At 47.5% G+C, this 11,917-nt stretch carries 11 protein-coding genes; all 11 read right to left on the reverse strand.

Annotated elements, in window-relative coordinates:
* Complete coding sequence (locus V8Q34_RS27025; protein ID WP_103732536.1) at positions 1–768, reverse strand: tRNA threonylcarbamoyladenosine dehydratase; 768 nt, start codon at positions 766–768, stop codon at positions 1–3.
* A 134-nt stretch (positions 769–902) separates the two neighbouring features.
* The gene (gene spoVAE / locus V8Q34_RS27030) at positions 903–1,259 is read right to left on the reverse strand and encodes a stage V sporulation protein AE (RefSeq protein ID WP_033143953.1); all 357 of its coding nucleotides are present in this window, start codon (positions 1,257–1,259) and stop codon (positions 903–905) included.
* A gap of 25 nt (positions 1,260–1,284) precedes the next feature.
* Entirely contained in the window at positions 1,285–2,310 is a 1,026-nt protein-coding gene (locus tag V8Q34_RS27035; RefSeq protein ID WP_033143954.1) for a stage V sporulation protein AD, read from the reverse strand.
* Positions 2,307–2,798 carry a SpoVA/SpoVAEb family sporulation membrane protein gene (locus tag V8Q34_RS27040; protein WP_225305380.1) on the reverse strand — a complete coding sequence of 164 codons (492 nt, stop codon included), beginning with the start codon at positions 2,796–2,798 and terminating at the stop codon, positions 2,307–2,309. The genes V8Q34_RS27035 and V8Q34_RS27040 overlap by 4 nt, the downstream gene beginning before the upstream one ends.
* A gap of 132 nt (positions 2,799–2,930) precedes the next feature.
* Positions 2,931–3,521 (reverse strand): GTP pyrophosphokinase, encoded by a 591-nt coding sequence (locus tag V8Q34_RS27045; protein ID WP_033143955.1) that lies wholly within the window; start codon positions 3,519–3,521, stop codon positions 2,931–2,933.
* Positions 3,522–3,723: 202 nt separating this feature from the next.
* On the reverse strand, positions 3,724–6,192 hold the full coding sequence (locus V8Q34_RS27050) for a beta-mannosidase (RefSeq protein ID WP_335836667.1): 2,469 nt from the start codon (positions 6,190–6,192) through the stop codon (positions 3,724–3,726).
* Between the two features lie 341 nt (positions 6,193–6,533).
* Positions 6,534–7,217 (reverse strand): D-lyxose/D-mannose family sugar isomerase, encoded by a 684-nt coding sequence (locus V8Q34_RS27055; protein ID WP_033139254.1) that lies wholly within the window; start codon positions 7,215–7,217, stop codon positions 6,534–6,536.
* A gap of 81 nt (positions 7,218–7,298) precedes the next feature.
* Positions 7,299–8,795, reverse strand: a complete 1,497-nt coding sequence (locus V8Q34_RS27060) for an ABC transporter substrate-binding protein (protein WP_227211613.1) — start codon at positions 8,793–8,795, stop codon at positions 7,299–7,301.
* 38 nt (positions 8,796–8,833) lie between these two features.
* Positions 8,834–9,793: a carbohydrate ABC transporter permease gene (locus tag V8Q34_RS27065; protein WP_335836664.1), complete on the reverse strand. Its 960-nt coding sequence runs from the start codon at positions 9,791–9,793 to the stop codon at positions 8,834–8,836.
* 16 nt (positions 9,794–9,809) lie between these two features.
* Positions 9,810–10,763, reverse strand: a complete 954-nt coding sequence (locus V8Q34_RS27070) for an ABC transporter permease (RefSeq protein WP_227242370.1) — start codon at positions 10,761–10,763, stop codon at positions 9,810–9,812.
* A gap of 586 nt (positions 10,764–11,349) precedes the next feature.
* Positions 11,350–11,917: Rpn family recombination-promoting nuclease/putative transposase (locus V8Q34_RS27075; RefSeq protein WP_335836666.1), on the reverse strand; the 568-nt coding region annotated here is incomplete at its 5' end.

Below are 11,917 nucleotides of genomic sequence, written 5' to 3' on the forward strand. Positions count from 1 at the left end.
TTATTTTCTGTCTGTCTTCTGTCTCATCCCGATTAAATCTTTTATCACCTCTCCGGCGATCATCAGTCCGGCAACTCCCGGAACAAAGGATATACTGGAGGGCACCGGCCTTCCTGTGGACGGCCTGGTCTCTTCCGTCTGTACCTTTTCTTCTTTCAGGCCCATCCGGCGTTTTTTTTCTTTTGGCGCGATTTCCGTGGAGAAAAGCACCTTAACCTTCTTTATTTTTCTCTTTTTCAATTCCGTGCGCATGACCTTTGCCAGAGGGCACACACTGGTCTTCGCAATATCCGCAATCTGAAAACAGGACGGGTCCAGTTTGTTTCCGGTTCCCATACAGGATATGACCGGCTTATTGCAGGCTTTTGCCTTCTCAATGAGAAGGATCTTGGCAGAGACAGTGTCCACTGCGTCCACAATATAGTCATAGCTGGAAAAATCAAATAAACCGGCTGTCTCAGCTGAGAAAAAAGTCTCATAGGTATGGACCACTGCATCCTCATTGATATCTGCAATGCGTTCTTTGGCAACCTGTACCTTTTTCCTTCCGATCGTAGAGCGCAGCGCCACCAGCTGTCTGTTCAGGTTGGTCACTGCAACCTCATCGTGGTCCACCAGAATCAGGTTTCCCACACCGGCTCTTGCCAGCGCCTCAACCACATAAGACCCCACACCGCCCAGGCCAAACACCGCGACCTTGGAATCGGCAAGAATCTCCAGCCCCTCTTTTCCTATTAATCCTTCTGAACGGGAAAATGCATGCAGCATACTTGCGGTTCCTCCTAAGTAAAAAGTTCTCAATGTACTGCCCTGACTGTAGTCAAGCCGTATCGAATAACGGCTCGCTTCCCGGGCTCGCCGTTATTCTTCATTATACTATTAAATCTATCAATTGTATAGAACTAGTTTTTCATCTTTGGTTTAAAAATAAGGCTGGCCAAATAGGCGAAAATGAGGGCTGCGGAGATTCCCACGGCGCTGGATGTGAAGCCTCCCATGAAGATGCCGATGAAGCCCTGCTCACCGATGGCTTTTTTTACACCTTTCCAGAGCAGGTTGCCGAATCCCAAAAGGGGGACGCTGGCACCTGCACCGGCAAAATCCATGAGCTTGTTGTAAATGCCCACAGACCCCAGTACGGCTCCGGTACATACCAGCAGCACCATAACACGGCCCGGCAGCAGCTTTGTCTTGTCTAAAAGTATCTGAACCAGGGCACAGATCAGCCCTCCTACCCAAAATGCATTGATATAATCCATATTTACTGCCTCCTGTTATCCTGTTTTAGCAATGCTCCACCACAACAGCCTGCGCAATTCCGGGCACACTTTTCCCCTCATTGTAGCTGACCTTTGACAATAATGCCCCTGTGGGAACAAAAAGAACACGTTTCCACTCCCCCTTCTCAATCTTGGGAAGGATATAGGAGGCAAAGGTCACAGCGGAACAGCCACAGCCGCTGCCACCGGCATGTGTGTCCTGGGACTCCTTGTCATAGATCTCAATGCCGCAGTCCATATGCTGTTTCTCAATATCAAACCCCTTTTCTTTCATCATATCAAAGAGAATGTGCTGCCCAACCTCGCCCAGGTCACCTGTGATGATCCTGTCGTAGTCCTCAGGCATGCGGTTAAAGTCCATCATATTCTGGTAAATGGTATCACAGGCAGCCGGAGCCATACATGCCCCCATATTCAGAGAATCCTTAAGTCCGAAATCAATGATCTTGCCTGTAGTGATCCCTGTGATCCGTGCCTTACCGCCTTTTGTTCCAAGTACGCAGGCTCCGCTTCCCGTCACTGTCCAGGTGGCGGACAGAGGCCGCTGGTTTCCGTATCCGAGAGGAAAACGGAATTCTTTCTCCGCGCTGCCGAAATGGCTGGATGTCACTGCCACCACATAGTCACCGTATCCCGCGGCAACGGACATGGAGGACAGAGAGAGTGCTTCCCCCATGGTGGCGCAGGCGCCGTACAGCCCATACACAGGCGTGTCAAACCCTATGATGCCAAAAGAGGAGGCAATGGTCTGTGCCAGAAGATCGCCCACGTAAATGGTGCGGATCTGCCAGTTCTCCAGCTCTGCCTTTCCGATTGCCATGCTGACGGCTTCTTTTTGAAGGACACTCTCTGCCTCCTCCCAGGACTGGCACCCGAACATGCCGTCCTCCCCGCCTATCACGTCAAAACATTTTCCCAGAGGGCCGTCCCCTTCCTTTTTCCCCACTATGGAGGCTCCGCTTAGAATATGAACTGCATGTTCAAACTGAATGCTCTGTTTGCCGATGGTCTGTTTTCTTACTTCTGTCATCCCACAATCCCCCATAATTTAAGAACGTAATAGATAGCCCCCAAAGCCGCGGAGGTCAGTATACCGTAAAGGATAACCGGACCTGCTATGATAAAAATCTTGCATCCGATTCCAAATACTTGTCCCTCTTTCTGGTATTCAATAGCCGGTGCTGCCACAGAATTGGCAAAACCGGTGATAGGTACCAGCGTACCGGCACCGCCCCATTTGGCTATTTTCGGATAAATATTAAATCCTGTACAGAGTACACTTAAAAGCACCAGGATCAGGGAAGTCCAGCCGCCGCTGATTTCCTTGTCCAGTCCCTGACTCATGCAGAAGTTCATGATTCCCTGCCCCAGTACACAGATCGCGCCGCCGCAGAGAAAGGCACGGCACATGTTTTTAAACAGGCTGTGGGTGGGTGTCACCTGTTTTACATATTTTTCATATTCTTTGGCTTTTTTCTGTTTTTCCTGCTCCGCCGCAGTTGCCATAACTTTCACCATCCTTTTTCCTGCTTCCTGATTTGGAAGCTTTCTGATAGTATGAGAATGTTACGGGAAAAATATGTGCTGGAAAAAATTATAAAAAAAGAGGCAGATCCGCTTATATTAAGATCTGCCTCAGCAGAAGAATCGTCAGCGCCTGTCATTGTACTGCTCAAATCCCTCTTCGATTTCTTTTAAAATTTTTGCATATCTGAGGAGTTCCTTCTGAATCTCCTCTTTGTCTTCACGCTCCTGTTTATAGCACACCCGGTGCTCCATGCTGGCCCAGAAATCCATGCCAATGGTTCTGATCTGTACTTCAACAGGATAGTATTCCGTACTGTCAATGGTGCAGACCTGAATGCCCAGAACCATGTGATAGCTCCGGTAACCGTTCTGTTTCGGATTGGCAATGTAGTCTTTTTCTTTGATCAATATGAGATCGCTCTGTTTTTTTAACTGCTCTGCCAGCAGCTCCACGTCTCTCTCAAAATAGCAGATTACCCTGGCACCTGCAATGTCCTGAAGGTTTTCCTTGGCATTTGTAAAGCTGGCGCTCAGTTCCATGCGCTCCAGTTTCTCCTCAATACTCTGTTTCTGCTTGATTCTGGACTGGATATTGTGAATCGGATGAGACGCACTGCCATACATGGAATGGTTCAGCACATCCAGCCTGGCCTTAAAAAGGTTAAGCGCATCCTGATAGGGAACAATTAAATCGTAATATTGTTCATTAGTCATACTCCGTCCTCCTTATATAGGCAGACCATCCCCCTGTCTGCCCGCTCCCTTTACTATAACATAAACCGGCTGATCCATAAATAAAGCTGGGCTGAACTTTTTCTAAAAGGCTTATAAACTCTTACTGTTTACGCACCGCTGTCCCGCCAGGTACTGCATCACGAAGCGCTCTGCCGGGTACAGATTTTGTGAAGCAGAAGCTTTAACGGATATCATATACGCTGCGAAGTCTGAGCGTATCTGCATTTCCGGACAGGATCTCCACCTCTTTGGTATCTCCGTTCAGATCAAAATAATTGTCAGAGAGGATAAGGTCTTCCGTCTCATTGAGGATCTCCACACTCTTGGCATAGGCGGACGCAGAGACTCTGATCTTATTTCCCTCTATTTCCCAGGTAAGACAGGGATTCTCATACCGGAAATATTTCGGATAGGAAAAGATAACCGTGCCCTCTGACAGAGCTTTTGCCCCGGCGCTGTCCTCTTTTTCCGGTGTCCCGCAGTTTACTTCAAAAGCCTGGAAGCTGACATATTGTTCAAAGACATCCACATCCGGAAGCTCTGTCTTATCCATCCAGACTGCCGTGAGAGCCGGCACTGCGATCACCTGCTCCTCCCGGCGAAGAACCGCTGCCTTACTGTCACGGAGCTGCCAGCAGACTTTGATCTGCCTGTCTTTTAAGGTCTCGTTCACCACATTCAGACGGATGGATTTTTCAAATGTAAAATGCTGCCGGTTCATATTAGCCTCCCGGGTCATCCAACCCTCCTCCCGGCAGGAGATCATCACCGGGGCAAAAAAGCGCCTGGCATAATAGTGAAGTGCCTTCCACCTGCCGCAGTAATCAACAGAGGACCAGGATACCACAGGCCAGCAGTCATTTAACTGCCAGTACACGGCTCCCATACATCTTCCCCTGTTTCTGCGAAAATGCTCCACCCCATAGCGGATGGCATCTGCCTGGAGAAGCTGGGAGGCATAGAGAATGGTGGTAAATTCTGTGGGGTAGCGGTAGGTCTGCTGCAGATAATTCATGATTTTTCCGTTTGCACCGTAATTTCTCTGGTGCTTTTCCATCACATAGGAAAAAATGTTAAAGTCATCCGGGTCGTCCGTGATCTGCTCCAGAGTCTTTTTAAAGGGAAATGCCTGAAAACCGAATTCAGAAGCATAACGGAAAAAATGTTTCCGGTACTCAGAGAAAGGACGGCCGCCATGCCAGACCTTCCAGTAATGCACATCCCCTCTGTTCGGGTCATTGGGATTGTCAAAGGAACCTCCCGAGGATGGGCTGGCCGGCCAGTAAAAGGTCTGGGGATCGTATTTTGCCAGGACTTCGGGGAGAATGCGTTCATACATGAACAGGTAATCTCTCACCTCCGACGGTTTTGTCACCCAGCACCTCTCATCCACGAACATTTCCATCTCATTGTTGCCGCACCACAGACCCAGGGAAGCGTGATGCCGGATTCTCTTTATATTGTCTGCAAATTCCCGCCGGATGTTTTCCTCAAACTCAGGGGTCAGCTCATAGACCGAACAGGCAAACATAAAATCCTGCCAGACCAAAAATCCCATCTCATCGCACAGTTCATAGAACCAGTCTTCCGGGTAGCAGCCTCCGCCCCAGACACGAATGACGTTGAAGTTGGCCTCCCGGCAGGCTTCCAGCAATTTTCTTGTCTTTTCCCTGCAGGTCCTGCCCAGAAGATGGTCCTCCGGGATATAATCTGCTCCCATGGCAAATATGGCCCTGCTGTTTAACTGATGAGCGAAGCTCTCGCCCCACTGGTCTTTCTTCCGCAGCATGGTGACCTGCCGAAGACCGATTTTTTGTTCCCATATATCCAGTGTACGTCCCTGATACAGGAGTGTGACGCAGACGTGGTAGAGGGGCTGGCTGCCCAGGTTGTTGACCCACCATAGTTTTGGGTTGTCAATGGTCAGCTCTTGGGGGGAATCCTCCAGAATCCAGGTCCTGCCGCCCGGTTCTGTCATGTGGACTGTATAGGTAAGTTCGGGACTGCAGGGGCGTGGTGATTCTTCTGAGATCACTCCGGCAGACCATTCGGTTTCTACCTGAAAGGAGAGGCGGACCTTTCCCTGTGTATGATTCTGCTGTATGTATACACTGTCGATTCTGGCTTCACGGATGCCGAGAAGGGAGACGGGGCGGAATATACCTGCGTCCGGAAGATGGGCGCCCCAGTCCCAGCCAAACATATAGTGGGCTTTTCTGAGGTGCATAAAACCTTCAAATGTATCGTCATTTCCTATATTTCCGTATTTTTTATGGGCTTTGGCAATGTATTGCAGCGGGGAATGAAAGATCACCCGTATCTCATTTTCTCCTTCCTGCAGGATACCCTTCACATCAAATTCCCAGGTTCGGTGCATGTTGAAAGCTTTACCGGCATGTATTTGGTTTACATAAATATCTGCAAGTGTGTCCAGACCGTCAAAATGAAGGACAACCCTGTGATTTTCCAGCATTCCCGGAAGTAAGGTAAACCGGCACCGGTATTCATAATCTTTTTCCATGAGGGCACAGATTCTGTCCTCATTGTCTTTCCAGAACGGATCGTCCATCCGGCCGTTTCTAAGTAAATCTGTATATACCGTACCCGGGACAACAGCATCCAGCCAGGTAGTGCTGCCAAGCTCACGCATCTGCCATACTGTGCAGAGTTGTGTGTCTGGCTCTTCGGATGTTCTGCAGGGGCTCTGTATCCTCGCCACAGCTCTGCTGTATTTCTGCATTTGCTCCGCAGCTCTGCTGTGTTCCTGCATTTGCTCCGCAGCTCTGCTGTGTTCCTGCATTTGCTCCGCAGCTCTGCTGTGTTCCTGCATTTGCTCCGCAGCTCTGCTGTGTTCCTGCATTTTGTTACGGGTATCTAAATGTTGTATTTCCATAACCTGCTCCTTATATGATACTATGTCTTTTCCATTGCTTCAAAATAAGCGCCCTGCTCAATGTAAGCGGGCGCTTATTTTCCTTTTTTACCTGCAGATCATCCTTCTGCTCTGGGATATTCCGTGCAGAGCAGGCGGTACGGCGGTTCATCCTCCTCAATCTCGGGGAATCTGCCGATGGGCTCATAGAAACGGTTGTCGTTCTCATCATCATTGCACATGGAGACTTCGCCCAAAAGTACAGGGCCAGTTCCCGGCTCCAGCTCAAAATCATGGTACATATAGGGATAGACCGTAATGCTCTCCCCGGGCTGCAGCCTCACCTGTGTCCCTGCAGGAACCGTAAATTCTCTGCCATCGCAGTTTACCGTCACATCCGTATCCGCAAACTGCCCGTCCTCTGTGGAGTTGTAGACGCGAATCAGCACATTTCCTCCGCCCCTGTTGATAATATCCTCCATCTTATCCCAGTGAAAATGCATGGGCGCCATCTGACCTTCCCTGATATAGAGAAGCTTTTCCGCATATGTCTTTGTATATTTGTTGTTCTTCAGGTTGCCGTTTCGCAGTGTGATCAGGGAAAATCCCACTTCATCAAATCTTCCCAGTCCATAATCTGTAATATCCCACCCCAGCATATTGTCACGGATCTCGTCGTATGCATGGCCCTTCTGCTCCCAGTCCTTTGGAGTAAAACCGCAGAACGGAGGGAGGGCAAAACCGTGTTTCTGGATCATGGCTTCCATCTCTTTTAAAGCCGCGTTAATCTCGGATCTTTTCATCGCTCTACTTTGTCCCTTTCTGATTCCGGGCACCTGACAGCTTTCCGCATGATCAGGTAACCCGGTAATCTGACTGTCTGTTTACTTTGTGGCTTTCCACTCGTCAATCTGTTTCTGCATCTCGTCAATGACTTCCTGGATACCTGTTGCCTCCAGCTTTTCCTGGAGTTTCGGCAGATATTCGTCAGGGTCCACGCTTCCTGTGTACAGGGATTTTCCAAACTCATCCAGCACATTTCTGAAGCCTGCCACCTGGGTGCTCACCGATTCCAGATCGAAGTCAAATCCAAAGGACGGGGCTTCCTGGGAGGCATCATTGAATTCTTTAAATGTGTTCCATTTGTCAAGGGGCTCATTCTCCAGTACATAAGTGTTAAATAATCCGCCCTGTACCCAGTACGGCACTGCGTAGTCTTTGTTTGCAGCCGGTTCCAGTTTTACTTTTGTGTCATAAATATAATCTTTTCCCTCTGCCGCTGCCTTTTCTTCTGCTGTGGGCTCTGCCTTTGTCCAGTGGACGCCTTCAATACCATAGTTCAAGAGATTCCTCAGGTATTCATCTGTGTTGACCAGGTTCAGGAATTCCATAGCCTTTTCCGGATGCGCGGAGTTTTTGTTGATGGCTGTCAGAGCACCGCGGGCAGACGCGTTTGTTACCTGGGTATCCATAATGGGACTGGCGACTACCTCATATCCTAAAACCTTGCCCCAGGTCAGTTCTGCATAAGGCTGTCCGTCACCTTTTGTCACAAAACGTTTGATGGATTTGTCGTCGGTTGCTGTTGCGGCGTCTTTGTTGATATAACCTGCCTCATAATATTTTCTCATGGTTTTCAGAGTGGATTTCATTCTGTCTGTCTCAAATACATTTTTGACCGTAAGAGTATCATCGCCGTATTCAATGCCGACAGGGTCCTGGATCTTATCCATGTAGGTAGGCGCTGAGTAATCTTTTGTGAGATAGAACGGAACCACATCCGGCTCATTCTCTTTGATCACCTTCAGCCATGGTTCCAGATCCTCCAGTGTCTCGATCTCCTCATACGGGATGTTGTATTTGTCCACGTATTCTTTTGTAAATACCCACATGGGGCAGCTTCCGATCTCTTTTTCGCTGGGCACACCGTATGTTTTGCCCCCTACTTTTGCTGCTTCCCAGAAGCGCTCATCAATGGTGTCATAAATTTCTTTTCCTTCTTCTTTCAGAAGGTCATCCAGTTCCAGAAAGGCGCCCTTCTGGGCGTTCTGCAGATAATCATTTGCCCAGGAACAGGTAAAGCACATATCCCAGTCATCACCTGTGTTGATGACCACCTGCATTTTCTGGTTGTAATCGCCCCATGCCACATTGTTTACTTTGATCTTGACTCCGATTTTCTCCTCTGTGTACTCATTGACTTTTTCTATTACGTCAGGTGCGTCTTTCTGTGCGTCCCCCACCTGATACCAGACAAGTTCAACAACTTCCTCTCCCTTTTCATTTGTCTCTGTCTTCTTGCCGCAGCCGGACAGCATTCCTGCTGTCATTGCTGCTGCCAGGGAAACTGCCAGGGCACGTTTTACGATTCTATATTTCATTCTATTCTCCTCCTCAAATGTTTCACTTTCATCGTTTCTTACTCTTTCACCGCACCAATCGTCAGACCATTTACAAAATACCTCTGGAAGAAGGGGTAAGCAAAGATGATTGGCAGGGTTGAAATAACAACGATTGCCATTTTAATGGTCTCTTTCGGCATGTTCTGCGCTATCTGAATTCCATTGATGCCCATCATGGCCTTATTGCTGGCCAGCCAGTCAATGGAACTTTCAATCTTGATCAGCAGATACTGAAGGGGTATCAGGTTCTGGCTGTCTATATACATCATAGCATTAAACCAGTCATTCCAGTAGCCCAATGTAAGGAAAAGCCCGATGGTCGCCAGTCCCGGCATTGCCATGGGGATGACGATCTTGAAAAACAGCCTCCACTCAGAAGCACCGTCAATCTTGGCAGATTCCACTACAGAATCCGGTATGGTGGTCTTAAAGAAGGTTCTCAGTACAATGACATTGAAGGTGTTCAGACACAGGGGCAGGATAAGCGCCCATATGCTGTCCTTCAGCATCAGCACCTTTGTAACGATCAGATAGTTGGCTACCATACCACCGGAAAACAGCATGGGTATGGTGATGACCGTGGTAAAAAATTTCTTAAACGCATAGGTTTTTCTGGACAGCGCATAGGCATAGGTTCCGGTAAGGAACAGGCCGATCACGGTTCCGGCAATTGTGACCAGAATTGTGACACCGTAACTGCGCAGGATATTCTCTCCGGCGCTTATAATATAGTGGTATGCATAGAGACTGAGCTTTTCCGGTACAAACTGGTAACCGTTCATTGCCAGGGTCTGCTCATCTGTCAGTGATATGATGACAACAAAGATGAACGGCAGAATACTGATCAGTGACATAACTGCAAGTAAAACATTCAGCACTGCGTTGGTCGGTTTTTTTACTTTGTTGTATTCACAAGTCTCTGCCTCCATCTTCTCTATCATTTTTGCCTTTTTACGTTCTTCTCTTTTTGAAGACATTCTCCTTACCTCCTTCCTAAAATAGTGCGTTTTCGCTGTCAACCTTGGATACAAGCTTGTTGGCGATCATGATAAGTATAAATCCCACAGTTGACTGGAATAACGCTGCCGCAGAACTCATGCCCAGCTCTCCGTTTGTCTTCAGGGCACGGAAAATATAAGTGTCAAGTACATTGGTTACCGGGTATAAAGGACCGGAATCCTGCGGGAGCTGATAGAACAGACCGAAATCCGACTTGAAGATTCCACCCACTGCCATGATCAGCAGAATGGTGATAACCGGTTTCAGCAGCGGCAGGGTAATGTATTTGATCTGCTGCCATTTGCTGGCTCCGTCAAGGACCGCTGCCTCATAGTATGTCTTGTTGATGCCGCAGATGGATGCCAGGTATACGACGGTATTATAACCGACGCCCTTCCACTGGCTCATGAAGATAATGATAAAAGGCCACATGGATTTCTCGGTATACCAGGAGATTCCATCAATTCCAAAATGTGCAAGTACAGAGTTAAAATAACCTTTTTCCGGGTTTAAAAATGCGAATACACAGTAGCTGACAACTACCCAGGACAGGAAGTAGGGCAGAAACATGGAGCTTTGATAGATTTTAGCCATGCCCTTGTTGCGGAGTTCATTTAACATCAATGCCACGATAACAGGGAGCACGACACCAAGGATGATGAATGCAGCATTGTATAAAACCGTGTTTCTCAAAATGATCCAGGCGTCACCGCTGGAAAACAGGAACTTGAAATTATCAAATCCTACAAATTCACTGCTTAAGAGACTTGTAAAAAAGTTGCTTCCGGTCAGACGGAATTTCTTGAAAGCTACCAGGATACCAAACAGCGGCAAATATGCAAACAGGAAAAACCACGCGGTTCCCGGAAGGCTGAGCAGCAACAGTTCTTTGTTGGTTTTGACACGGGTGAAGAAGCTTATCTTTTCTTTTTTCTTCTTCTGTTTCAATTGAATACCTCCCTCTCATCCCGTCAAAATCCCTGCCGGCCGGGGGTTTTGGCGTTCTGTTTTGTATATATTTACTATACATTGGGGGAAGGGAAAATTATAGTTGAGAAATTGTAGGTTTCCTGGATGAATTCTAGACGGGGGAGTGGAAAAAATAGTGTCAACTGGAGAAATTCTAGAGAGAAGAAAAAAACGCATCATGGGGACAGGGACACAGGGATGGGGGTTCTATTGCGTTTGGTGGGTTGTGCGTATTGCTTGCAGGTGCTGCTACCATTTATCTGGCTCTTGATATTCTCACGCATCTGGCTGCTTTTGCGGCTTTTATTGCGTTGCTTATTCTTTTGTTTTTGGTTTATGTGCATACGAAATGTTTTATAAAAGATTAATCTGCATAATTATAAATATAGTTTGCAAATATAAGGTTTTATTCTATACTTTGGATTGATACAGACAGGTTCCATGACATATTCATGATTTTTGGGATTTTAATTAGAATTTAATATAGAACATAAATAGAATTTTTTGACAGGCGAATGCTTGGCATTCGCCTGCAGACATTTTGATTTGTTTGGAATTGCTCAGATCAGAGGCCAAATTCCCGATATAAGGCCTGCCGTAATTTTGGATTTGAGGCTGCTTCTATGATTTCTTTCTCTCTGCCGGTCTCGAATAATTTAAGCGCCAATTCGCCAAAGCGTCTCTCACCTTCCTGCTCCCTCTTTTTCAGCAGTTCTTCCATCTGCATATACCTCACCCCCAGATTCCGATTCTTTTTCATTTCCTTGATTCTGCTGTGAATCTTCTGAATGGCTGCATTTTTTGCCTCTGCCGCGCATGTATCCGTGCTGTTTTCTATGTACTTCAGTAAATATATCAGCTCTTCTGAAACGCCTTCCGTATGTATCCCTTTTGTGTTCAGAAAGATTTTCTGCACCTCATCACCTAAAGACAACTCCGTTTCCAGGCATTTATTTTCAAACGTATACCGGTACAATCCTTTGCCGAAGGGGTCAAAGGTGCAGATAAAGATAATAAAACAGGGTCTCAGACTTTTGAAATCTTCTCCCGGTTTCAGGGATGTAATGTCCATCTCTCCCTGATAATAGCGGCTTCGCTTTGGCAGATTATGCTCGTCCTCATTCTGCATTTCG

It is taken from the genome of Blautia sp. JLR.GB0024 (assembly GCF_037000545.1).
GTDB lineage: Bacteria > Bacillota > Clostridia > Lachnospirales > Lachnospiraceae > Blautia > Blautia celeris.

What these genes read in the sequence shown, in the direction of transcription:
- V8Q34_RS27025 (WP_103732536.1), bottom strand. Translation starts at nt 768, where the DNA reads ATGCTGCATGCATTTTCCCGTTCAGAAGGATTAATAGGAAAAGAGGGG.
- spoVAE (WP_033143953.1), bottom strand. Translation starts at nt 1,259, where the DNA reads ATGGATTATATCAATGCATTTTGGGTAGGAGGGCTGATCTGTGCCCTG.
- V8Q34_RS27035 (WP_033143954.1), bottom strand. Translation starts at nt 2,310, where the DNA reads ATGACAGAAGTAAGAAAACAGACCATCGGCAAACAGAGCATTCAGTTT.
- V8Q34_RS27040 (WP_225305380.1), bottom strand. Translation starts at nt 2,798, where the DNA reads ATGGTGAAAGTTATGGCAACTGCGGCGGAGCAGGAAAAACAGAAAAAA.
- V8Q34_RS27045 (WP_033143955.1), bottom strand. Translation starts at nt 3,521, where the DNA reads ATGACTAATGAACAATATTACGATTTAATTGTTCCCTATCAGGATGCG.
- V8Q34_RS27050 (WP_335836667.1), bottom strand. Translation starts at nt 6,192, where the DNA reads ATGCGTGAGCTTGGCAGCACTACCTGGCTGGATGCTGTTGTCCCGGGT.
- V8Q34_RS27055 (WP_033139254.1), bottom strand. Translation starts at nt 7,217, where the DNA reads ATGAAAAGATCCGAGATTAACGCGGCTTTAAAAGAGATGGAAGCCATG.
- V8Q34_RS27060 (WP_227211613.1), bottom strand. Translation starts at nt 8,795, where the DNA reads ATGAAATATAGAATCGTAAAACGTGCCCTGGCAGTTTCCCTGGCAGCA.
- V8Q34_RS27065 (WP_335836664.1), bottom strand. Translation starts at nt 9,793, where the DNA reads ATGTCTTCAAAAAGAGAAGAACGTAAAAAGGCAAAAATGATAGAGAAG.